This is a genomic window from Aquabacterium fontiphilum (assembly GCF_009909205.1).
In the GTDB taxonomy this organism is placed as follows: domain Bacteria; phylum Pseudomonadota; class Gammaproteobacteria; order Burkholderiales; family Burkholderiaceae_C; genus Aquabacterium; species Aquabacterium fontiphilum.
Map to the genome: position 1 here is coordinate 131,612 of NZ_JAAAPN010000003.1, position 23,408 is coordinate 155,019.

Consider the following 23,408-nt stretch of genomic DNA (forward strand, 5'->3'; position numbering starts at 1 on the left):
CTCAGATGCCCATCTTGCCCAGGCGATCGAGCAGGTCGTTGAGCGCCGAGGTGAGGTAGGGGTGGTCCGCGGCGAAGCGGGCCTCCAGTTCGCGGGCGCGCTCGGTGAGGTCGCCCGATTCACCCTCCGCGGTGGGCGCCACGGGCGCCGGTTCGGCCAGCACCTTGCGGATGTCGCCATCCAGTGCAGCCAGGGAGGCGCGCAGGTCCGCATCCACCGGCTTGCCCGATTCCAGCTCCGCGCGCAGCGCGTCCAGCAGTCGGCTCAGTTCTTGACGTTCCATGGTGTGCTCCTGACTCTGGGTCACTCGCCCGCGGCGTCCAGGCCACCCATCACGTGGCTGAAGCCGCCGTCGACATAGGTGATCTCGGCCGTGACGCCAGCTGCCAGGTCAGACAGCAGGAACGCAGCCACATTGCCGACGTCTTCGATCGTGACGTTACGCCGCAGTGGCGCGTTTTCTTCCACGATGCTGAGGATCTTGCTGAACCCCTTGATGCCTGAGGCGGCCAGGGTCTTGATCGGGCCAGCCGAAATGCCGTTGGCGCGGATGCCCTTGGGGCCGAGGCTTGCGGCGGTGTAGCGCACGCTGGCTTCCAGAGAGGCCTTGGCCAGGCCCATGGTGTTGTAAGCCGGCACGATGCGTTCAGCGCCGAGGTAGGTCAGCGTCAGCAAAGCGGCGTTCGGGTTCAGATAGGGCAGGGCCGCCTTGGCCATGGCCGGAAAACTGTAGGCCGAAATGTCGTGCGCGATGCGGAACGACTCGCGCGACAGGCCTTCCAGGAAATCGCCAGCGATCGCCTCGCGAGGCGCAAAGCCGATGGAGTGAACAAAGCCGTCGAAGGTCGGCCACGTCTTGGCGAGTTCCTTGAACATCGCGTCGATCTGCTCGTCGCTGCCGACGTCGCAATCAAACACCAGCTCGGTGCCGAACTCCTTGGCGAATTCCGTGATGCGGTCCTTGAAACGCTCGCCCACATAGCTGAACGCCAGCTCGGCCCCTTCGCGGTGGCAGGCCTTGGCGATGCCATACGCAATCGAACGGTTGGACAACAAGCCCGTGATCAGCAGGCGCTTGCCGGCAAGGAATCCCATGAACGCTCCAGTCGAATGGTTGGGTCAATCCCGAATTCTGGCACGGACGCGCCACGCAACAGGAATTTCGGGAACAAGCCTTGCCCGAGACGATTCCTCAGGATAAAATGCGGGTTTGGCTCTTCAGCTGCGCTACTTTGGTGGCAGCCGCCCATCTCGCTGCATTGCGGCAGATTGTGGTGGTGGCTGAAGCAGTTCGTCTCGTGTTTTCACGTCTGGGCGGATTTTTCCAGCCCATTTTTTTTGCTCGACGCATTTTCGACTGGATGGCATCCTGGCTGACCCTCATCGAGAGCACCGTCACGGGTCTCGGATTTGAACTCGTGGACTGCGAACGCAGTTCACACGGGTTGCTGCGCGTGTACATCGACCGGCTGCCTGGGCAGACCTACGATTCGCCCGGCGATCTGGTCACGGTCGAAGATTGCGAGAAGGTCACTCGTCAGCTGCAGTATGCACTGGAGACGGTCGATGCGGACTATGCCCGGCTTGAGGTGTCCTCGCCTGGCGTTGATCGGCCGCTGAAGACGCCGGCGCATTTCGCGCGCTTCGTGGGCGAAGAAATCGAGATTGCGCTCAAGCATCCTTTTCAGGGTCGCAAGCGTTACACCGGCGTGCTGTGCGCGTCTCCCGATGGCGCGCCCGAGGCAATCGAGGCCGGGCTGGCCTGGGGGCTGATCCTGCCGCCTGCCGTGCCGCGCCAGCCTGTGTCGCGCACTGCGGCAAAGAAAAAGGCCAAGGAAGAGGCTCGGGCCGCCGCGCTGGGCGAGACCCTGCCCGAGCAGGAAGTCGATCAGGTCATGGGATTCACGCTCGATGAAATCCGCGAGGCGCGTCTGGTGCCCGTCGTGAGTTTCAAAGGGCGCAGAGCTGCAGATGCATCTGCAGCAGGTCAGGTTGCCGTTGATGAGGCGGAAGAACTCGGAGGTCAGAAGAAATGAACCGCGAATTGCTGATGTTGGTGGATGCGATCTCCCGCGAGAAGAGCGTGGATCGCGACGTGGTGTTTGGCGCCGTCGAACTGGCGCTGGCGTCGGCCACCAAGAAGCTCTACCAGGGTGAGGTCGACATCCGTGTGGCCATCGACCGCGACAGTGGCGAATACGAAACCTTCCGCCGCTGGCTGGTCGTGCCCGACGAAGCCGGTCTGCAGAACCCGGACGCCGAGGAAATCCTGTCGGATGCCCGCGATCGCATCGCCGACATCGACGAAGGCGACTACATCGAAGAGACGGTCGAGTCCGTGCCCATCGGTCGCATCGGCGCCCAGGCTGCCAAGCAGGTCATCCTGCAGAAGATCCGCGACGCCGAGCGTGAGCAACTGCTCAACGATTTCCTCTCGCGCGGCGAGAAGATCTTTGTGGGGACCGTCAAGCGTCTGGACAAGGGCGATGTGATCGTCGAATCCGGGCGCGTGGAAGGTCGCCTCAAGCGCAACGAGATGATCCCGAAGGAAAACCTCCGTTCGGGCGACCGCGTGCGTGCCTACATGCTGGGCGTCGACCCGACCCAGCGCGGCCCGCAGATCATGCTGTCGCGCTCGTCGCCCGACTTCATGATCGAGCTGTTCCGTCAGGAAGTGCCCGAGATCGAACAGGGCCTGCTCGAGATCAAGAGCTGCGCGCGTGATGCCGGCTCGCGCGCCAAGATCGCCGTGCTGTCGCACGACAAGCGCGTCGACCCCATCGGTACCTGCGTCGGCGTGCGCGGTTCGCGCGTGACCGCCGTGACCAACGAGCTGGCCGGCGAGCGGGTCGACATCGTGCTGTGGTCGGACGATCCGGCGCAGTTCGTCATCGGCGCGCTGGCGCCCGCCAATGTGCAGTCCATCTTCGTCGACGAAGAAAAGCACGCGATGGATGTCGTGGTCGATGAAGAGAACCTGGCGATCGCCATCGGCCGTGGCGGCCAGAACGTGCGTCTGGCCTCGGACCTGACCGGCTGGCGCATCAACATCATGACCGCCGAGGAATCGGCGCAGAAGCAGGCCGCCGAATCCGAAAACATCCGCAAGCTGTTTGTCGACAAGCTGGATGTGGACGAAGAGGTGGCCGACATCCTGATCGCCGAAGGCTTCACCAGCCTGGAGGAAGTGGCCTATGTGCCCATCCAGGAAATGCTGGCGATCGAATCCTTTGACGAAGACACCGTCAACGAGCTGCGCAATCGTGCCAAGGACGCGCTGCTGACGATGGAAATCGCCAAGGAAGAAGAGGTCGAAGCGCTGTCCGAAAGCCTCAAAGGCATGGACGGCCTGACCCCTGAACTGATTGCCAAGCTGGCTGAAGCCGGCATCCATACCCGTGACGACCTGGCTGACCTGGCGGTGGACGAGCTCACCGACATGACCGGGGTTTCCGAGGAGCAGGCCCGTGCCTTGATCCTCAAGGCACGCGAACACTGGTTCGCCTGATCCCCCGTCCCCCCGACGCCGCCACACCTTTTCACGCAAGCTCATCGCAAGGATCTACACAATGGCCGTGACCACCGTCGCACAATTTGCCGCGGAGTTGAACCGCCCGGCAGCGACACTGCTGGAGCAGCTACAGTCAGCGGGCGTGCCCAAGGGCTCGCCTGAGGACGTGCTCACGGAAGCCGACAAGGAGCGCCTGCTGGACCACCTGCGCACCGCCCACGGCACCGCCGGCGGCGATCGCAAGAAGATCACGCTGACCCGCAAGTCGACCACCGAAATCAAGCAGGCCGATGCCTCGGGCAAGGCCCGCACCATCCAGGTCGAGGTCAAGAAGAAGCGCGTGTTCGTCAAGCGCGATGAGACGCCTGAAGAGGCAGCCTCGGCCGAGGCCGATCTGGCGCGCCGCGAAGAAGAGGCGCGTGCCCAGGCTGAGGCCCTGCGTCAGCAGGAAGAGGCCCTGGCCGAAGCCCGACGCCAGCGCGAAGAGCAAGAGCGCCGTGAACGTGAAGAGGCGGCGGCTCGCGAGCGCGAGGCCGCTGAACGCGCCCAGCGCGAGGCTGCCGAGCGCGAAGCCGCGGCCAAGGCGGCAGCGTCTGTGCCCGCCGAAGGTGGGGACGATGACACGGCCGAGCGCGATGCCGCAGCAGCCCGCCGGGCTGCTGCCCAGGCAGCCGCGCGCGCCGAGGCGGCCGCCCTGACGGCAGCTGCCCAGCGTGTGGCCAAGGGTGGCACGCTGCGTGCGGCAGAAGACAAGGCTTCTGCAGCGCCTGCTGCTCCGGTGTCCAGCACGCCGGCTGCGGCCGAGGCGGCTGCGCCGGTCGCAGCGGAACCCGCCCCCGCCGAGGCGCCCAAGCCCACACCGGCAGTTCGCGTGGTCAAGGCCGCCGACATCGAAGCCGAAGAACAGAAGCGTCTGGCCGATCTGGCCAACCGTCGCAAGGCCGCCGAAGCCGAGGCCGCCGCCATTCGCGCGATGATGAACGCGCCCAAGAAGGTGCTGACGGCCAAGAAGCCGGAAGAAGCCAAGCCCGCCGATGCCGCCGGCATCAAGGGCACGATTCACAAGCCCAAGGGTGCGCCTGGCGCGACCACGGCGCCCGCAGGCGGCGCCAAGCCCGGCGACAAGAAGTCCATCAAATCGGAGAAGCTGTCTTCCAGCTGGGCCGACGACACCAAGAAGCGCGGTGCGCCGGCCGGCAAGGGCCGTCCCGATGCCGCCGCCACCAGCACCCGCAACGGCTGGAAGGCTCCGGGCGGTGGTCGCGGTGGTCGCCGCGGCGACCGTGGCGAAGGCGCATCGACCTTTGTGCCGCCGAGTGAACCGCAGGTCATCGAGGTGCATGTGCCCGAGACCATTTCGGTGGCCGATCTGGCCCACAAAATGTCCGTCAAGGCCACCGAGGTCATCAAGCAGCTGATGAAGCTGGGCCAAATGGTCACCATCAACCAGCAGCTGGATCAGGAAACCGCCATGATCCTGGTCGAGGAGATGGGCCACAAAGCCTTTGCGGCCAAGCTCGACGATCCGGATGCCTTCCTCGAAGAGGAGCACGGCGAGCAGACTGCCGAGGTCTTCCCGCGTGCGCCTGTGGTCACGGTCATGGGTCACGTCGACCACGGCAAGACCTCGCTGCTGGACTACATCCGCACCTCGCGTGTGGCGGCTGGCGAAGCCGGTGGCATTACGCAGCACATTGGCGCGTATCACGTCGATACGCCGCGCGGCATGATCACCTTCCTGGACACCCCGGGCCACGAGGCCTTCACGGCCATGCGGGCGCGCGGTGCCAAGGCGACCGACATCGTCATTCTGGTAGTGGCAGCCGACGACGGCGTCATGCCGCAGACCAAGGAAGCCATTCACCACGCCAAGGCGGCAGGTGTGCCCATCGTCGTGGCGATCAACAAGATCGACAAGCCGGGCCACAACATCGACCGCGTGACGCAGGAGCTGATCGCCGAACAGGTGGTGCCGGAGTCTTACGGCGGTGATTCGCCGTTCTGCCCGGTGTCGGCCAAGACCGGCCAGGGCATCGATGCCCTGCTGGAAAACGTGCTGCTGCAGGCCGAAGTGCTGGAGCTCACCGCAGCCAAGGACGCCATGGCCAAGGGCCTGGTCATCGAAGCCCGCCTGGACAAGGGCCGTGGCCCTGTGGCGACCGTGCTGGTGCAGTCTGGCACGCTCAAGCGTGGCGACGTGGTGCTGGCAGGTGCGTCGTATGGCCGCGTGCGCGCCATGCTGGACGAAGACGGCAAGCCCGCCACCGAGGCTGGCCCGTCCATCCCGGTCGAGATCCAGGGTCTGACCGAGGTGCCCTCGGCCGGTGACGAGTTCATGGTCCTGGCCGACGAGCGCCGTGCCCGTGAAATCGCGACCTTCCGTCAAGGCAAGTACCGCGACGTCAAGCTGGCCAAGCAACAGGCCGCCAAGCTTGAGAGCATGTTCGAACAGATGGGCCAGGGCGGCGACGTCCAGACGCTGCCGCTCATCATCAAGGCTGACGTGCAAGGCTCGCAAGAAGCCCTGGCTGCGTCGCTGCTCAAGCTGTCGACCGACGAGGTGCGTGTGCAGATCGTGCACGCCGCCGTGGGTGGCATCTCCGAGTCGGACGTCAACCTGGCCATCGCCTCGAAGGCCGTGCTGATCGGTTTCAACACCCGTGCGGACGCCAACGCCCGCAAGGTGGCCGAGCACAACGGCGTCGACATTCGCTACTACAACATCATCTACGACGCGGTGGACGATGTGAAGGCAGCGATGGGCGGCATGCTGGCGCCCGAGCAGCGCGAGGAAGTCATCGGCACTGCCGAGATCCGTCAGGTGTTCACCGCCTCGAAGATCGGCACCATCGGTGGTTCGATGGTCACCAGTGGCGTCATCCGCCGCAGCGCCAAGCTGCGCCTGCTGCGCGACAACGTGGTCATCTACACCGGCGAGCTCGACGGCCTCAAGCGCTTCAAGGACGATGTCAAGGAAGTGCGCGAGGGCTTCGAGTGTGGTCTCACCATCAAGGGCTACAACGACATCAAGGAAGGCGACGTCCTCGAGTTCTTCGAAATCAAGGAAGTGGCCCGTACGCTGTAAACCCGGCGCCGGCCTTCCCGCGGAACCCCGCCTGAGTCCCAGGCGGGGTTTGTGCTTGAGGGGGCAGGCGGTTTGCACGACAGGACTTCACCATGCGCCATAAACGATCCATTCCCAACCGAAGCCACCGCATTGCCGACCAGATCCAGCGCGATCTGGCCGAGCTCATCCGCGAGCTCAAGGACCCGCGCATCGGCATGGTCACGATCAGCAACGTGGACGTGACACCCGACTACGCCCATGCCAAGGTGTCTTTCTCGGTGCTCGTGGGTAGCCCGGACGAGTGCGAGGCGGGCCTGAACGAGGCGGCGGGTTACCTGCGCAACGGCCTGTTCAAGCGCCTGCAGATCCACACGGTGCCCACGCTGCACTTCCATTTCGACCGCACCACCGAACGCGCGGCCGAGCTCAACGCGCTGATCAACCGCGCCGTGGCCGACAAGGCCAAGGACGCGGATGAGGGCCATGCCGCGGATGAGGGGTCGAAGGCGTGAACCAGGCCGCCGCATCGCGTCCGCCCCGCCTGCCACGTCGGCAGGTGCATGGGGTGCTCTTGCTCGACAAGCCGCTGGGCCTGTCGAGTAACGACGCTTTGCAGAAGGTCAAGCGCCTGTTTCGCGCCGAGAAGGCCGGCCACACCGGCACACTGGACCCGCTGGCCACGGGGCTGCTGCCCCTGTGCTTTGGCGCCGCGACAAAGTTTTCTCAGGTTTCACTCGACGCGGACAAGCGCTACACCGCGGTGCTCAAGCTGGGCGAGACCACCGCTTCGGGTGACGCCGAAAGCGAGGTGCTGGTGCGCCGCGCCGTGACGCCCGAGCAGGTCAACGCCGCCCGCATCGCCGAGGCGTGTGCGGCCTACACCGGCGAGATCGATCAGGTTCCGCCCATGCATTCGGCGCTCAAGCACGAGGGCCGCGCGCTGTACGAGTACGCCCGCGAGGGCGTCGAGGTGGCGCGCGAGCCCCGTCGCGTCACCATTCACGCGATCGACATCCTGCGCTGGCAGGATGATGTGCTGGAGTTGGATGTTCGCTGCAGCAAGGGCACCTACATCCGCACGCTGGCGCAGGACATCGGCGAGCGCCTAGGCTGTGGCGCGCACCTGATCGGTCTGCGCCGAACGGGTTGCGGGGGCGTCTCGCTTGACGAGGCGGTCACGCTGGAGGCGCTTCAGGCCATGTCCGAGGCGGAGCGCGATGCGCTGCTCAGGCCGGCCGACGTGCTGCTGCGCGAGTGGCCCGACGTGTTGTTGCCAGAGGCTGAGGCGGCACGCTTTCTGACCGGGCTGCGCCGTCGCACGCGTCTGCCCGACATGCCTCACGTGCGGGTCTACGGCCCGCATCCCGCTACCCCGCAGGAGGCGTCGCGCCGCATCCTGCTGGGCAGCGCCCACATCCAGGGCGGCGACCTGATCCCTGGCCGGCTGCTCAGCCCGGTCGAGATCCAGGGCCTGCTTGAGATGCAGGATCGACCCGCGCCAGAGGTTCGGCCGGCTTCGTCATCCACGACGGTTTCTTGATTTCAGACGAGAGAGCTTTTCATGAGCACGCAAATTCGCAACATCGCCATCATTGCCCACGTGGACCATGGCAAGACCACCATGGTGGACCAACTGCTGCGCCAGTCGGGCACCTTTGCCGAGCACGAGAAGGTGGTCGACACGGTCATGGACAACAACGCCATCGAACGTGAGCGTGGCATCACCATCCTGGCCAAGAACTGCGCCGTGAGCTGGAACGGCACGCACATCAACATCGTCGACACCCCGGGCCACGCGGACTTCGGCGGCGAAGTGGAGCGTGCGCTGTCCATGGTCGATGGCGTGGTGCTGCTGATCGACGCGCAGGAAGGCCCGATGCCGCAGACGCGCTTCGTGACCAAGAAGGCGCTGGCGCTGGGCCTCAAGCCCATCGTCGTGGTCAACAAGGTGGACAAGCCCGGTGCCAAGCCGGACGCCGTGATCAACGCCGCCTTCGATCTGTTTGACAAGCTCGGTGCCACCGACGAGCAGCTGGACTTCCCCGTGGTGTACGCCTCGGGCATCAACGGCTGGTCGTCGCTCGAAGAAGGTGAGCCCGGCGCGCAATGGGGCCCTGACATGTCGGCCCTGTTCGAGACCATCCTCAAGCACGTCGAGCCGCACCAGGGTAACCCGGACGCGCCGCTGCAGCTGCAGATCTCGGCGCTGGACTACAACAGCTTCGTGGGCCGCATCGGCGTGGGCCGCATCAACGCGGGCAAGATCAAACCCGGCATGGACGTGGTCGTGATGGAGGGCCCCGAGGGCCGTACCGTCAAGGGGCGCATCAACCAGGTGCTGACCTTCCAAGGCCTGGACCGCGTGCAGGTGACCGAAGCCGGCCCCGGCGAAATCGTGCTGATCAACGGCATTGAAGACATCGGCATTGGTGTGACCATCACCGACCCGGCCAACCCGACGCCGTTGCCCATGTTGAAGGTCGATGAGCCGACGCTGACCATGAACTTCTGTGTGAACACCTCGCCGCTGGCGGGCCGTGAAGGCAAGTTCGTGACCTCGCGACAGATCTGGGATCGCCTGCAGAAGGAGCTGCAACACAATGTGGCCCTGCGCGTGAAGGAAACCGACGAAGACGGCATCTTCGAAGTGTGTGGTCGCGGTGAATTGCACCTGACCATCCTGCTGGAAAACATGCGCCGTGAGGGCTACGAGCTGGCTGTGTCCAAGCCCCGCGTGATGTTCAAGGACATCGACGGCGTGAAGTGCGAGCCGATGGAGCTGGTCACCGCCGACGTGGAAGAAATCCACCAGGGTGGCGTGATGCAGGCCCTGGGTCTGCGCAAGGGCGAGATGATCAACATGGAGCCGGACGGCAACGGACGCGTGCGTCTGGAGTACCGTATCCCGGCGCGTGGCCTGATCGGCTTCAGCAACGAGTTCCTGAACCTGACCCGTGGCTCGGGCCTGATCTCGTCGATCTATGACGGCTATGAGCCGCACAAGGGTGACATCGGCGGACGCAAGAACGGCGTGCTGATCTCGATGGACGACGGTGAGATCTTCACCTATGCCCTGGGCAAGCTCGATGACCGCGGCCGCATGTTCGTCAAGGCCAATGACCCGGTGTACGAAGGCATGATCGTCGGCATCCACAGCCGCGAGAACGATCTGGTGGTCAACGCCACCCGCACCAAGCAGCTGACCAACTTCCGTGTCTCGGGCAAGGAAGACGCGATCAAGATCACCCCGCCGATCGAGCTCACGCTGGAGTACGGTGTGGACTTCATCGACGACGACGAGCTGGTCGAGATCACGCCCAAGAGCATCCGCTTGCGCAAGCGCTTCCTGAAGGAGCATGAGCGCAAGCGCGCAGAGCGCGAAGCCAAGGCCTGATCCAGGATCAGCTTTTGCACCCGGGGCTTACCCCCGGGCTGGCTGCCACAGCCAACACATGGCCCGCACGGCAAATGCCGTTGGCGGGCCTTTTTCATAGCATCAGGGCAGCTTTTATCTCAGTCGTTGTTGGAGCGAGCTGCCATGAACAAGATGAATCGTCGTGCCTGGGGGCAACGTGTGCTGGCCGTCGGTGGCCAGTTGGGTCTGTCAAGCGTGGTCTTGCCCGGACGCGTGTTGTCGAGCGGGGTCTTGCCCGGCGTGGCGGCTCTCGCGGGCATGATGACGGATGCGGCCTACGCGGCCCAGGCCGACGAGCATGTGAGCAATCTGGTCGTGGGCACCGGCTATGGCGGTGCCGTGACGGCGCTGCGGCTCGCGCAGGCCGGCCACCGCGTGACGATGCTGGAGATGGGGCGCTTGTGGAACACCCCGGGCCAGGATGGCAAGGTGTTCTGCCGCCCGTTTTCGCCCGACGACCGGGCCATGTGGTTCAAGGACCGTGTCTCGGCCGTGTTCTCGACCGTGGCGGGCGTGATCCCGATCAGCAGCTTGCTCAAGGTGCCGGTTGCCGCGGGCATCCTCGATGTGGTGTCGTCGCCCAACATGGATGTCTATCTCGGGCGGGGCGTGGGTGGCGGGTCGCTGGTCAACCTGGCCATGTTGATCACCCCGTATCGCGAGACGCTGCAGCGCATCCTGCCCGCAGGCATCGATGTCAACGAGCTGTACAGCGTCTACTACCCGCGTGCGCTGGCGGCGCTGGGTGCCAACAAGATCCGGCCGGGCTACTACCAGACCAGCGAGTACCACCGTTATGCCCGCGTGGCGTGTGCGCAGGCGGCCAAGGCGGGCTTCCCGTGGCGAACGCTCGATTCAGGCTACGACATGGCCTACATGGAGCAGGAAGAGGCCGGCACGGTGCCCAAGTCGGCCCTGGGCGTGGAGGGCGGCTTTGGCAACAACTACGGCAAGAAGAGCCTGGACAAGACCTATCTGGCCGAGGCGATGGGCACCGGCCGGGTGCGCATCCAGCCGCTGACCGAGGTCACGGACATCAGTCAGGCCGCGGATGGGCGCTACATGGTGTCGACCAAACAGATTGATGTGCTGGGCCAGGTGCTGGCCACACGCGTCACCAGCTGTGATCGCCTGTTCCTGGCTGGTGGCAGCATGGGCACCACGCAACTGCTGGTCAAGGCACGCGCCACCGGGGCCCTGCCGCGGCTCAATGAGCATGTCGGCACCCGCTGGAGCTCGAACGGCGAGATCTTCATGGTGCGCAACGTCTACACGCCCACCGGCAGCAAGGCCTCGGTGTTGCCGGTCACCGGCATCGACGCCATCGACCACCGAGGTCAGCAGACCTATTCGATGAACATCGCGATCCCGCTGGGCATCGAGCAGTTCAGCACGGCGCACATCACCATGACGCGAACGCCCGAGTTGGGCCATTTCCGTTACGACACCACATCGAAGCAGTCCGTGCTTCAGTGGTCGGCCACCGCGAAGAACGAGCCTGTGGCCAGTGCCCGCGCGGTGTACGACAAGATCAACCGGGTCAATGGCGCCACCTACAGCCGCAGCTGGTTCGGCGGCAAGACCGTGGCCGACAACGCCACCTACCATCCGCTGGGCGGCTGCCCCATTGGGCTGGCCACCAGCGACATCGGCGAGGTCAAGGGTTATCCGGGCATGTATGTGATGGATGCGGCACTCTTTCCGGATTCGCTGGTGGCCAACCCCGCGCTGTCGGTGGCGGCGTTTGCCGAGCGCAACATCGAACGCATCCTGGCGCGCATGGGATGAGCATCGCTTTGGGCTATCCTCGGGCCCGACGATGCAGGCGGTCTGCATTACGTGATCTGAGGTAGCTGGCCCGATGAGTTCGAACAGCCCGGTGCTGACGGAAGTGGTGGGCGGACTGGGTGTCATCACTCTGAACCGCCCCAAGGCGCTCAATGCGCTGACGCTGGAAATGGTGCGCGAGTTGACCACCGTGTTGCGCGGTTGGGCGCACGATCCGCTTGTTCATGGTGTCATGCTGCGCGGCAGCGCCCGCCCGCCTGCAGAAGGCAAGCACCCCGCCACCCATTTCTGCGCGGGCGGCGACATCCGCTTCATGCACGACGCAGCCCTGGCGGGTGACCTGGCACTCGACGACTTCTTCACCGAAGAGTACGCGCTGGATCACCTGCTGCACGTCTATCCCAAGCCCACGGTGGCATGGATCGAGGGGGTGTGCATGGGCGGGGGCATGGGGCTGGCCCAGGCCTGCCGCCTGAAAGTGGTCACCGAGAGCGTGCGCATGGCCATGCCCGAAACCCGCATCGGCCTCTTTCCTGACGTGGCCGGTGGCTACTTCCTGTCGCGCTGCGTGGGGGCGGTGGGCGAGTACCTGGGGGTGGTGGGGCCGCATCTGCACCTGACCGATGCCTTGACGCTGGGCCTGGCCGATGCCCACGCGCAGGCTGCATCGCTGCCGGGCTTGCTCGAGGGCCTGCGGGCGCGTCCCGCGCACGGTGGCGAGGAGCTGCTCGGTCGAGTGCGCGCGCATGTCGACCTGCACCCGCTGCAGCAGGTGCCCGAAGCGACCATCACGGCGCACCTCGACCAGATCAACCAACACTTCGCCCACGCGACGTTGCCTGAGGTGGTGGCCAGCCTGCGCGCGGACGACAGCGAGTGGGCCCGGGCCACGCTGCAGCAGATGGCGGGCCACTCGCCGCTGATGATGGCTGTGACGCTGGAGCAGATCCGGCGTGCGCGCAGCATGCCGCTGGCAGAGGTGTTCCGCATGGAGCGCACGATGGTGCGCCATTGCTTCCAGCTGCGCAAAGGTGCGGCCAGCGAGACGGTGGAGGGCGTGCGTGCCTTGGTGGTGGACAAGGACCATGCGCCCAGGTGGCAGCCGGCCAGCGTTGAGGCGGTGACGCCCGCGATGGCGGAGGCTTTTTTTGAGGCCGTCTGGCCTCCGCACGCGCATCCCTTACGGGATCTGGCTGATCGGTTGCCCTGATGCGGCCGCTAGTACGCGAGGTGCGTACACTTCGCTCCTGATGTCTGATTCACCCATTCTCGACCCGGTCACCGGCCTGAGCCCCTGGCGCGCCTGCGTGGCGCCCATGCTCGACTGGACTGACCGCCACTGCCGCTATTTTCATCGGCTGATGAGCCGCCATGCCCGTCTGTACACCGAGATGCTGACGACGGGCGCGTTGGTTCACGGGCAGATGCATCGCTTTCTCGAATACAACGCCGAGGAGCACCCGGTGGCCTTGCAGTTGGGCGGCAGCGAGCCGGCCGATCTGGCGCATTGCGCCCGGCTGGCGCAGCAGTGGGGCTATGACGAGGTCAACCTGAATTGTGGTTGCCCGAGTGAGCGCGTTCAACGCGGGGCGTTTGGTGCCTGCCTGATGGGCGAGGCGGCGCTGGTGGCCGATTGCGTCAAGGCCATGATCGACGCGGTGGGCGGCGACCCGAAGGTGCCCATCACCGTCAAGCACCGCATCGGCATCGACAAGATCGAAAGCTACGACTTCGTCCGCGATTTCGTGGGCACCGTGGCTGACGCGGGCTGTCGGGTGTTCATCGTGCACGCGCGCAATGCGTGGCTGAAGGGCCTGAGTCCGAAAGAAAACCGGGAAGTCCCGCCGCTGCGCTACGGTTTTGTTCACCAGCTCAAGCACGACTTTCCGCACCTGACCATCGTGATCAACGGCGGGCTGGCCGACAACGCGGCCTGCGAGGCGCAATTGCAGCCCGGCGCGGTGTTGCCCGGTGTGGCGCTGGACGGCGTCATGGTGGGCCGCGCGGCGTATCACACGCCCTGGATGCTGAGCGAGTGGGACGAGCGCTTGTTCGGTCAGCCGCCCCGCGACGAACCGCTCTCCCGCGAAGCCGTCGAGGCGGCCATGGTGGCCTACATCGAGCGCGAGATGGCACGCACGGCCGGCTGGCCACACGGCGAGGTGCGCTGGCCGCAGGCGGTGCGCCACATGCTCGGGCTGTACAACGGGCTCAAGGGCGCGCGGCGCTGGCGGCAGGTGTGGTCTGACCACACGCTCAAGCATCTGCCGCCCAGCGAGGTCATGGGCATGGCGCATCAGCGCCCCGAGCAAACCGCATGAACGGCCAGTTGACGCAACCGACAACCTTGCTGGTGGGTGGCTTCGCGGCCACCATTCTGCTGGGCACGCTGTTGCTGCTGCTGCCAGTTTCTCAGGCCGATCCCGCACAAGCCACCGGTTTCATGACGGCGCTGTTCACCGCGACCTCGGCCGTGTGTGTGACAGGGCTGGTGGTGGTCGACACCGGTACGCACTGGTCTGGTTTCGGGCAGGCCGTGATCATGGGGCTCTTTCAACTGGGCGGTTTCGGCATGATGACCTCGGCCACCTTGCTGGGCTTGCTGGTCAATCGCCAGATGCGCCTGCGCTCGCGCCTGCTGTTACAGACCGAAACCCATGCGCTGTCACTGGGGGATGTGCGCAGCGTGGCCAAGCTCGTCTTTGGGGTCACGCTGGTGGTGGAACTGACGGTGGCGCTGGCGCTGGGCTTGCGCTGGTGGCTGGCGCATGACGTGGCGCTGTCTGAGGCCGCCTGGCTGGGCCTGTTCCACGCCGTATCGGCCTTCAACAATGCCGGTTTTTCGACCTACAGTGACAGCGTCATGGGCTTTGCCACTGATCCGGCCATCCTCGGTCCCTTGATGCTGGCCATCGTGATCGGCGGCCTGGGCTTCCCGGTATTGCATGAGTTGATGTTGCGCCGCCGCGACCGCGTGCGCATGTCAATGCATGTGTCCCTGACCTTGTGGGGCAGCCTCATTCTCATCGTCCTGGGCACCGTGGTGCTGTTTCTGTCCGAGCGGTGGCGCCCCGAGACGCTGGGCGCCCTGTCGCTGGCTGATGCGTGGTGGGTGGCGTTGTTCACGTCGGTGTCGGCTCGTACCGCTGGCTTCAACGCCGTCGACATCGGCGCGCTGGGCATCGAGTCCCTAACCCTGCATTACTTTCTGATGTTCGTGGGCGGCGGCAGCGCCGGTACGGCCGGCGGCGTCAAGGTCACCACGTTCTTCGTGCTCTTGCTGGTGGTATGGAACGAGGTGCGAGGCAACCGCGATGTCGAGTATGGCGGGCGCCGTGTGGCCGAATCGGCCCAGCGCCAGGCGCTGAGCATTCTGGTGCTGAGTTCGGCCGTGATTGTGCTGGCGATGCTGGCGCTGCTGCCCATGACCACCCATCCCTATCATCAGGTGCTGTTCGAGGTCATTTCGGCCTTTGCGACGGTCGGTTTGTCTACCGGCATCACCGCAGACCTGCCCGAGGCTGGGCAGTTCGTGCTGGTCATGTTGATGTTCATCGGCCGGGTCGGCGTGGTGACGTTGGCTGTGGCGCTGGCCCTGAACCACAACCGGCGCCCATACCGCTATCCCGAGGAGAAACCAATTGTTGGGTAAGCAGAAGCTGTCTGGTGACAGCGTGGTAGTGATCGGCCTGGGCCGTTTTGGCGAGGCGGTGGCCCAGGCCCTGCATGAGCTTGGGCACGACGTGCTGGCCATTGACGACAATGCAGACAGCGTGATGACCCTGTCGGGCAAACTGCCGCATGTCGTGCAGGCTGATACCACCGACATCGAAACCCTCAAGCAACTGGCCGTGCAGGAGTTTTCGCACGCTGTGGTCAGTATCGGCACCAACCTTGAGGCCAGCGTGCTCACCGTGCTCAACCTCAGCCAGATCGGACTCAAGGATATCTGGGCCAAGGCCACCACGCCGCAGCATGGCCGCATCCTCGAACGCGTCGGCGCCCACCATGTCGTCTATCCCGAGTCGGACATGGGCGAACGCGTGGCCCACCTGGTCACCGGCAAGATGATCGACTTCATCGAGTTCGAGGACAGCTTCGCCATCGCCAAGACGCGCTCGCCGCGTGAAACCCATGGCAAGCCGCTGTCCGAGTCGAACATCCGCCAGCGGCACGAGGTCACGGTGGTCGGCGTCAAGCGCCGCCACCTGGATTTCATCTACGCGCGCCCCGACACCGTGATCCAGCCCGGCGACCTGCTCATCGTGGCGGGTCCGACGCACGCCATCGAGCGTTTCGCGGCGCGGGTCTGAGGGGCGTCGAGCGGCAGCGGACAGAGCGGCCAAAACAAAAGGCACCCGAAGGTGCCTTCTTGTCGGTGCAGCGCAAGCGCTGATCAGAGCCGATCAGACGCGCTTCTTGTATTCGTGCGTGCGGGTGTCGATTTCGATCTTGTCGCCCGAATCCACGAACAGGGGCACAGCGATCTCGAAGCCGGTGCCGACGATGCGGGCGGGCTTCATGACCTTGCCCGAGGTGTCGCCCTTGACGGCCGGCTCGGTTTCGATCTCGCGCACGATGGTCGTGGGCAGTTCGACCGAGATGGCCTTGCCGTCGTAGAACACCACTTCGACTTCCATGCCGTCTTGCAGGTAGTTGACGGCGTCGCCCATGTTCTCGGCCTCGACCTCGAACTGGTTGTACTCGGCGTCCATGAAGGCGTACATCGGGTCGGCGAAGTAGGAGTAGGTGCACTCCTTCTTGTCGAGGATGATCTGGTCCATCTTGTCGTCGGCTTTGAACACCACTTCGGCGCCGGCGCCGTTCAGCAGGTTCTTCATCTTCATGCGAACGGTGGCAGCGCCGCGGCCGCCGCGGCTGTATTCGGTCTTGAGCACGACCATCGGGTCCTTGCCCTGCATGATCACGTTGCCAGCGCGGATTTCTTGTGCGAGTTTCATGGTGGTTCCCGAAGGGGCGTCGTCAGGTAAAAACGGCTTGCCGGCAGGCACACGCCCGGGCAAAGTCTTCGATTTTACTCTGCGGCCGTGACGAAATCGAGCAGTTGGGACGTCAAATCGGGCTGGGCGAGGGCAATTTTGCGGCTTTCTGCGCTCGCCTGATGCCAGGCCGACGCGGATCCCCAGGCAGGCAGCGGCGGCAGCGGGCCGGATCCGGCCAGACCGTTCCACGCCTGCCACCATGACGCGACGGCGGCGCGAAGCGAGGGCGGCCAGCCGTCCATCCAGTGCGACATGAAAGCGTCAAGCTTGGCCGCGTGCGCGCCGTCATCTTGCGGGTAAATGTGCCAGGTATGCGGCCGGCCGGCCCACAGGGCACGCACGGCAGAGTCTTCCCCCCGCACGAGGTTCAGGTCGCAGGCCCACAGCAGGTGATCGAAGTCGCGCTGGGGCAGGGCGGGTAGCTTGTGCAGTTTCAGGTGCGAAGGCAGCGTGCCGGCCCGGGCCAGCCAGTCTTGCGCCAACGCCTGCGCAGGCCCCGGAATCAACAGCACGCGGGTGGTGCCCGCGCCGACCGGCTCGCTGGCCAGCCGGTCAAGCAGGGCGGACACAGGGGCGTGGGCATAGCAAAACACCGACACCAGCCTGTCCTCGTCGCCCGGCTCGATGCCCAGTCTCGCCAGCCAGCTCGTCCGTGCGGCGCCATCGAAGGCCGCCTGGCGCGCCATGAGGTCGGGCTCGCGCAGCAGCCCGCCCGTGCGGGCCGTGAAGCCGGGGTAGAAGAATCGCTTGGTCAGGCCGGCGCCCGGACCGTGCCAGACCGGAGAGGGCAGGCCATGGCTGCGCTCCACGTACGCTTCGGCGCTGAGGTATTCGAGGTTCACCCACACCGGCGGCTCGTCGCGCCGCATCGCCTGCACGAAAGCCGCCGGCGGGTCGCAGCCGAAGGCCTCGACCACCACGTCGCCGGGTTGATGGGGTAAGTCGGATCGGGCCGCCTCTTCCCAGGGGGCGACGGCCACGCCGGGGTGGCCTTCGGGGGCCATCCAGCCAAGCGCCGAGGCATCGTCCACCCACAGCCGCACACCGTGCCCTCGGCTGGCCAGGTCGCACGACAGGCGCCAGCACACACCGATGTCGCCGAAGTTGTCGATGACCCGGCAGAAGATGTCCCACAGCATCGGGCGATTATGCGCACAATGCGCCCCATGACCGAATCGTCCGACATGAACGAGGCCGGCGCAGACGAGACCGGCGCGAACGAAGGCCGTGCCCTGGCCGACCGGGAGGCTGACCGTGAAGCCGTGTGGGCGCGGCTGCTGCAGGAAGTCAGCACGCTGCCCGGCCTGCCCGGTGTCTACCGGTACTTCGATACACAGGGCAACGTGCTGTACGTGGGCAAGGCCCGTGACCTGAAGAAGCGCGTCTCCAGCTACTTCCACAAGCACCACGGGGGCACCCGCATCGGCCACATGGTCTCGCGCATCGCGCGCATGGAAACCACCGTGGTACGCAGCGAGGCCGAGGCGCTGCTGCTCGAGAACAACCTCATCAAGACGCTCAACCCGCGGTTCAACATCCTGTTCCGCGACGACAAGAGCTATCCGTATCTCAAGATCGCGTCACACGCCTTCCCGCGACTGGCCTATTACCGTGGCGCGGTCGACCGCAAGCACCGCTACTTCGGCCCTTATCCCAACGCCTGGGCGGTGAAGGAAACCATTCAGTTGCTGCAGAAGGTCTTTTTGCTGCGCACTTGCGAAGACTCGGTCTACAACCACCGCACGCGGCCCTGCCTGCTTCACCAGATCAAGCGCTGCAGCGCTCCCTGCGTCGACCTGATCGACCGCGAGGCCTATGCGGCCGATGTGGCGCGGGCCGAGCGCTTTCTGCTGGGTGAGACCGATGCCGTGCTGGCCGATCTGCAGGCGCAGATGATGGCCTACGCCGAGCAGATGGCCTACGAGAAGGCGGCCGAGGTGCGCAACCAGATCTCGGCGTTGTCGCGCGTGTTGCACCAGCAGACCGTGGACACCGTGATGGACAAGGACGTCGACGTGCTGGCGGTCAAGGTGTTGGGCGGTCGGGCGTGCGTGAACCTGGCCATGGTGCGCGGCGGTCGCCATCTCGGCGACCGCGCTCATTTCCCGGTGCATGTGCAGGACCATGTGGTCGAGCCCGATGAGGCCGATGCCGACGCGCCACAGCCGACGGCCGACGCGCTGCTGCACGACACCGAGGTGCGCGTGCTCGAAGCGTTTCTTGCCCAGCATTACCTGGGCAGCATCCCACCCGACATGCTGATCCTGTCTCACCCGGTGGACGATGCCCTGATCGAGGCCCTGGAGCTGCAGTCGGGCCGCAAGGTCAATGTGGTGCTGCAGCCGCGGGAACAGCGGCGCAGCTGGCTGGACATGGCCATCAAGGGGGCTGAGCTGGCGCTGGCGCGCCTGCTCAGCGAAGAAGGCTCGCAACAGGCCCGCACCCGGGCGCTGGTCGATGCGCTGGATCTCGCGCCGGAGGTTGAGGCGGCTGATGCGGCTCAGTTACCCGAGGCGGCGGGGGCGGGCGACCCGCTGGCGCGGCTGCGCATCGAGTGTTTCGACATCAGCCACACTGCGGGCGAAGCGACCCAGGCCTCGTGCGTGGTCTATGAGCAGCACAAGATGCAGTCGGCCCAGTACCGGCGCTACAACATCGCCGACATCACGCCGGGCGACGATTACGCGGCGATGAAGCAGGTGCTGGAGCGCCGCTACGGTACAGCGGGGCTCAAGGCCGCCCGCCTGCCCGACATCGTGCTGGTCGATGGCGGCAAGGGACAGGTCGCCATGGCCCGCGAGGTGTTCGAGCGGCTGGGTTTGCCCATCTCGGTCATCGTGGGTGTCGAGAAGGGTGAGGGCCGCAAGGTGGGCCTGGAAGAGCTGGTGTTCGCCGATGGCCGACCCAAGCTGCAGCTGGCACCGAGTTCGGCCGCGTTGATGCTGGTCGCGCAGATCCGTGACGAGGCGCACCGCTTTGCCATCACCGGCATGCGGGCCAAGCGCGCCAGTGTGCGAACCGGTGGCAGCAAGCTGGAAGACATCCCCGGCGTGGGCCCCAAGCGGCGTGCGAAACTGTTGCAGCGTTTTGGCGGGGTGCGCGGTGTGACCGCGGCCAGTGTGGACGACCTTGCCAGCGTGGAGGGCATTTCGCGTGAACTGGCTGAAGAGATTTACCGCGCGCTGCGTTGACGGCGTGGCGGCACCCGGGGCGACCACCAGGCTAGGCACGATGGTCGCCGCGCTGACCGCCTGCGTGCTCAGCGGATGTGCGGGCTGGCTGGGCGGGCAGACCGGCGGGTCGGGCGCATCGCCTTCGGCGCCCGCACCGGCGCCCTCAGCGCGCGGCACGCCGGCCGATGGTCAGGTGGCCACCCCCGCCGCATCGCCCGCGTCTGAGCGGGCAGCCGGGCCGGTCAAGCTGGGGGCGCCGAAAGCCGTCCGCAGTTGGGCCGAGGTGCGCGAGCAGGCTGCGCAGCGCCTCGTGGCGGCCAACCCACACATGACGTATGCCAGCCGCACGCCCGATGTGCTGCTGGCCATTCCCGTCATGGCGATCGAACTGAATGCCGATGGCTCCGTGCGGCGGGTTGAGGTGATGCGCTATCCGCGTCAGGCGCGCGAGACCGTTCAGATGGCCATCCAGGCCATCCAGAACGCGGCGCCGTTCGGCGATGTGTCCCGGCTGCCCAAACCGTGGCGTTTCAACGAGACATTTCTGTTCAATGATGAACGCAAGTTCAAGCCCATGACACTGGACCGCCGCTGATGGCTGACGCAACACGGCACAATGCGGGCATGTTCTGGACCTTGCCCACCTTGCTCACCTGGGCGCGGATCGTTGCGATTCCGCTGATCGTGGGCGTGTTTTACCTGCCTTGGCCCATGGCCGAGGTCAATCTGGTGGCCAGTGTGCTGTTCGTGCTGGTGGCCTTGACCGACTGGGCCGATGGCTGGTTGGCCAGGCGACTGAACCAGACTTCTTCCTTTGGCGCCTTTCTCGACCCGGTGGCCGACAAGTTCCTCGTCTGTGCCTCGCTGCTGGTGCTGCTCCAACTCGACCGTGTCAATGCGCTGGTGGCGCTCATCATCATCGGCCGCGAGATCGCCATTTCGGCCTTGCGCGAATGGATGGCGCAGATCGGCGCCTCGCGCAGCGTGGCCGTGCACATGCTCGGCAAGCTCAAGACGGCCTCGCAAATGGCCGCCATCGTGTTGCTGCTCTACGACGCGCCGCTGCCTCTCATCGGCCATGCGCGCGAGTGGGGCACGTGGCTGATCTACGCTGCCTGCGGCCTGACGATCTGGTCCATGGTCTACTACTTGCAAAAGGCCTTACCTGACATCCGCGCGAAGGCGCGTTGAGGCGACTTGTCGCTGCAGGCCTTTCCCAGCGGCTACAATCTGGGCTCTCAAAAATCAGACGGGTGCTTAGCTCAGTTGGTAGAGCGGCGCCCTTACAAGGCGTAGGTCGGGGGTTCGAACCCCTCAGCACCCACCACCGTTCTGATTCCCGGCGGCCCTCGCACGGGTTTTCCCCCCAGGGACACGCGCGAAGCGTCAACAAACCTGAGTAGAATGGTTCGCATCCAGGCGAACCACGGTTCGCCTTTGTCTTGTCTGACCGTCGGTTGCTCGCGCAGCCCCGTGCCATGTTCGATTTCGTTCGCAACAACACCCGCATCCTGCAAGGCCTGCTGGTTTTGCTCATTCTTCCGTCGTTCGTCCTGTTTGGTCTCGAGGGCTACTCGCGATTCAGTGATCAGGAAGGCGAAGTCGCCGCCGTGAAGCGCCAGAAGATCACCAAGGTCGAATGGGACAACGCCCACCGCCAACTCGTGGAGCGCGCGCGTGCCCAGCAGCCCGATGCCGATCTGGCCATGCTGGACAGCCCCGAGTTCCGTCGCCAGTCGCTGGAGGCCGTGGTGCGCCAATACGTGCTGGCGCAGGCCGCGCAGGATCAGCGGCTGGTCGTGGCGCCGTCGCGTCTGCTGCGCGTCTTTCAGACGGATCCGCAGTTTGCGGCGCTGCGCAATCCTGACGGCACGCCCAACAAGGCGCTGCTGGAGGCGCAGGGCATCACCTCCGCCCGTCTTGAGGCCATGCTGCGCCAGGAGCTGGTGCTCGGTCAGGTGCTGGGTGCTGTGCAGGGCACGGGCCACGCGCCGGCGGTCTCCAACCGCATGGCCGTGGATGCCTTGTTCCAGGTTCGCGAGGTGCAGTGGCAACTGCTGAACCCGGCCAGCTATGCCGCCGGTCTGGCGCCCACGGATGCGCAACTGCAGGCCTTCTACAACGACGCCGCCAATGCGGCCTGGCTGTTGGCGTCCGAACAGGCCGACGTCGAGTACGTGGTGCTGGATCTAGACGCGCTGAAGAAGGGCGTGACTGTCTCGGAAGACGACCTGCGCCGCGCGTATGAACAGAACAAGGCCCGCTACACCGCTGCTGAAGAACGTCGCGCCAGCCACATCCTGATCGCCGTGCCGGCGTCAGCCACCGCCGAGCAGAAGCAGGCTGCGCGCAAGAAGGCCGACGGCCTGCTCGCCGAGGTGCGCAAGAACCCGGATGCCTTTGCCGAACTGGCCCGCAAGAACTCGGACGACCCCGGCTCAGCCGCCAACGGTGGCGATCTGGATTTCTTTGGACGTGGTGACATGGTGCCAGCCTTCGATGCGGCGGTGTACCAGCTCAAGCCTGGTCAGATCAGCGAGGTGATCCAGACTGATTTCGGCTTCCACATCATCCAGCTGACCGGTGTGCGCGGCGGCGAAGTGCGCCCCTTCGAGGCCGTGCGTGCCGAGTTGGAAGACGACGCCCGTCGTCAGTTGGCACAACGCCAGTATGTGGATGCGGCCGAGCGCTTCACCAACATCGTGTTCGAGCAGTCCGACTCGCTCAAGCCCGCCGCTGAAGAACTCAAGCTGAGCGTTCAGACGGCCAAGGGCGTGCTGCGCGAGCCGGCTGCCGGTGATCAGAGCCCGCTGGCCAACCGTCGCCTGCTGGAATCGCTGTTCGACCCTGCCAACCGCGGCAAGGGGCGGAACACCGAAGCGATCGAGGTGGGCCCGAACCGGATGGTGTCGGCCCGCATCGTGCAGTACCGCCCGGCGGCCAAGCGCAGCTTCGAGGCGGTCAAGGCCGAGCTGACCCAGCGCTGGGTGGCTGCCGAGGCCCGCAAGCTGGCTCTCGCCGACGCACGCAAGCGCGTGGAAGCCGGTAAGACCAACCCTGATGCGGCGGGCTTGCCCGCAGCGGTGCAGATGTCGCGCCGCACCGTGTTCTCGCAGCCGCCCGCCGTGCTGGACGAGGCGCTGCGCCTGCCGGCCAACAGCCTGCCAGCCTGGTCGGTGGTCGACCTGGGTGCCGATGGTGTGGCCGTGCTCAAGGTCAACAAGGTGCTGCCGCTGGAAGTCTCGCCGCAAGAATTGCGTGAAACCCAGACCCAGTTCGGCGCCTACTGGGCCCGCGCGGAAGCCGATGCCTACTACCGCGCCCTCTCGCGCGAGCACAAGGTGCGCTACTTCAACGACGGCAAGAAGGTGATGGACGCCACCACCAAGTCGGCGGATGCGCAACAGGCCGGCGAGAAGGCTGCATCGCGCTGAAAGCGTGCTATACTTTC

General features: G+C 65.5%; 19 protein-coding genes and 1 tRNA gene. 16 read left to right on the top strand and 4 right to left on the bottom strand.

Features of this window, described 5'->3' with window-relative positions:
• Nucleotide 1: 1 nt before the first annotated feature.
• Both GTZ97_RS04380 and fabI read right to left on the bottom strand, forming a co-directional pair.
• Entirely contained in the window at nt 2–283 is a 282-nt protein-coding gene (locus GTZ97_RS04380) for a DUF4404 family protein (RefSeq protein WP_161649308.1), read from the bottom strand.
• Nucleotides 284–303: 20 nt separating this feature from the next.
• The gene (fabI, locus tag GTZ97_RS04385; RefSeq protein WP_161649309.1) at nt 304–1,095 is read right to left on the bottom strand and encodes an enoyl-ACP reductase FabI; all 792 of its coding nucleotides are present in this window, start codon (nt 1,093–1,095) and stop codon (nt 304–306) included.
• Between the two features lie 266 nt (nt 1,096–1,361).
• Between fabI and GTZ97_RS04390 the strand changes: the two genes are divergently transcribed.
• The 11 genes from GTZ97_RS04390 to GTZ97_RS04440 all read left to right on the top strand — a co-directional run bounded on the left by GTZ97_RS04390 (nt 1,362) and on the right by GTZ97_RS04440 (nt 16,094).
• Entirely contained in the window at nt 1,362–2,036 is a 675-nt protein-coding gene (locus GTZ97_RS04390; RefSeq protein WP_161649550.1) for an LSm family protein, read from the top strand.
• Complete coding sequence (gene nusA / locus GTZ97_RS04395) at nt 2,033–3,508, top strand: transcription termination factor NusA (protein ID WP_161649310.1); 1,476 nt, start codon at nt 2,033–2,035, stop codon at nt 3,506–3,508. Before GTZ97_RS04390 ends, nusA begins: the two co-directional genes overlap by 4 nt.
• Nucleotides 3,509–3,569: 61 nt before the next feature.
• The gene (gene infB, locus GTZ97_RS04400; RefSeq protein WP_161649311.1) at nt 3,570–6,596 is read left to right on the top strand and encodes a translation initiation factor IF-2; all 3,027 of its coding nucleotides are present in this window, start codon (nt 3,570–3,572) and stop codon (nt 6,594–6,596) included.
• Nucleotides 6,597–6,688: 92 nt separating this feature from the next.
• Entirely contained in the window at nt 6,689–7,090 is a 402-nt protein-coding gene (gene rbfA / locus GTZ97_RS04405) for a 30S ribosome-binding factor RbfA (protein WP_161649312.1), read from the top strand.
• On the top strand, nt 7,087–8,118 hold the full coding sequence (gene truB / locus GTZ97_RS04410; RefSeq protein ID WP_161649313.1) for a tRNA pseudouridine(55) synthase TruB: 1,032 nt from the start codon (nt 7,087–7,089) through the stop codon (nt 8,116–8,118). Before rbfA ends, truB begins: the two co-directional genes overlap by 4 nt.
• Nucleotides 8,119–8,139: 21 nt before the next feature.
• On the top strand, nt 8,140–9,972 hold the full coding sequence (gene typA / locus GTZ97_RS04415; RefSeq protein WP_161649314.1) for a translational GTPase TypA: 1,833 nt from the start codon (nt 8,140–8,142) through the stop codon (nt 9,970–9,972).
• Between the two features lie 144 nt (nt 9,973–10,116).
• Complete coding sequence (locus tag GTZ97_RS04420; RefSeq protein ID WP_161649315.1) at nt 10,117–11,781, top strand: GMC oxidoreductase; 1,665 nt, start codon at nt 10,117–10,119, stop codon at nt 11,779–11,781.
• Nucleotides 11,782–11,854: 73 nt separating this feature from the next.
• Nucleotides 11,855–12,991: an enoyl-CoA hydratase/isomerase family protein gene (locus tag GTZ97_RS04425; RefSeq protein ID WP_161649316.1), complete on the top strand. Its 1,137-nt coding sequence runs from the start codon at nt 11,855–11,857 to the stop codon at nt 12,989–12,991.
• A 40-nt stretch (nt 12,992–13,031) separates the two neighbouring features.
• Nucleotides 13,032–14,102: a tRNA dihydrouridine(20/20a) synthase DusA gene (gene dusA, locus GTZ97_RS04430; RefSeq protein ID WP_161649317.1), complete on the top strand. Its 1,071-nt coding sequence runs from the start codon at nt 13,032–13,034 to the stop codon at nt 14,100–14,102.
• Nucleotides 14,099–15,433, top strand: a complete 1,335-nt coding sequence (locus GTZ97_RS04435) for a TrkH family potassium uptake protein (protein ID WP_161649318.1) — start codon at nt 14,099–14,101, stop codon at nt 15,431–15,433. Before dusA ends, GTZ97_RS04435 begins: the two co-directional genes overlap by 4 nt.
• Nucleotides 15,423–16,094: a potassium channel family protein gene (locus GTZ97_RS04440; RefSeq protein ID WP_201748161.1), complete on the top strand. Its 672-nt coding sequence runs from the start codon at nt 15,423–15,425 to the stop codon at nt 16,092–16,094. Before GTZ97_RS04435 ends, GTZ97_RS04440 begins: the two co-directional genes overlap by 11 nt.
• 93 nt (nt 16,095–16,187) lie before the next feature.
• Here GTZ97_RS04440 and efp read toward each other — a convergent pair whose 3' ends face one another.
• Both efp and earP read right to left on the bottom strand, forming a co-directional pair.
• Nucleotides 16,188–16,742 (bottom strand): elongation factor P, encoded by a 555-nt coding sequence (efp, locus tag GTZ97_RS04445; protein WP_161649319.1) that lies wholly within the window; start codon nt 16,740–16,742, stop codon nt 16,188–16,190.
• 74 nt (nt 16,743–16,816) lie between these two features.
• On the bottom strand, nt 16,817–17,923 hold the full coding sequence (earP, locus tag GTZ97_RS04450) for an elongation factor P maturation arginine rhamnosyltransferase EarP (protein ID WP_161649320.1): 1,107 nt from the start codon (nt 17,921–17,923) through the stop codon (nt 16,817–16,819).
• 27 nt (nt 17,924–17,950) lie between these two features.
• Between earP and uvrC the strand changes: the two genes are divergently transcribed.
• The 5 genes from uvrC to GTZ97_RS04475 all read left to right on the top strand — a co-directional run bounded on the left by uvrC (nt 17,951) and on the right by GTZ97_RS04475 (nt 23,391).
• Nucleotides 17,951–19,975: an excinuclease ABC subunit UvrC gene (uvrC, locus tag GTZ97_RS04455; protein WP_236651013.1), complete on the top strand. Its 2,025-nt coding sequence runs from the start codon at nt 17,951–17,953 to the stop codon at nt 19,973–19,975.
• 40 nt (nt 19,976–20,015) lie between these two features.
• Nucleotides 20,016–20,552: a hypothetical protein gene (locus tag GTZ97_RS04460; RefSeq protein ID WP_161649321.1), complete on the top strand. Its 537-nt coding sequence runs from the start codon at nt 20,016–20,018 to the stop codon at nt 20,550–20,552.
• A 29-nt stretch (nt 20,553–20,581) separates the two neighbouring features.
• Nucleotides 20,582–21,148: a CDP-diacylglycerol--glycerol-3-phosphate 3-phosphatidyltransferase gene (pgsA, locus tag GTZ97_RS04465; RefSeq protein WP_161649322.1), complete on the top strand. Its 567-nt coding sequence runs from the start codon at nt 20,582–20,584 to the stop codon at nt 21,146–21,148.
• A gap of 60 nt (nt 21,149–21,208) precedes the next feature.
• Nucleotides 21,209–21,284, top strand: a tRNA-Val gene (locus GTZ97_RS04470).
• A gap of 151 nt (nt 21,285–21,435) precedes the next feature.
• Entirely contained in the window at nt 21,436–23,391 is a 1,956-nt protein-coding gene (locus tag GTZ97_RS04475; protein WP_161649323.1) for a peptidylprolyl isomerase, read from the top strand.
• Nucleotides 23,392–23,408 lie beyond the last annotated feature (17 nt).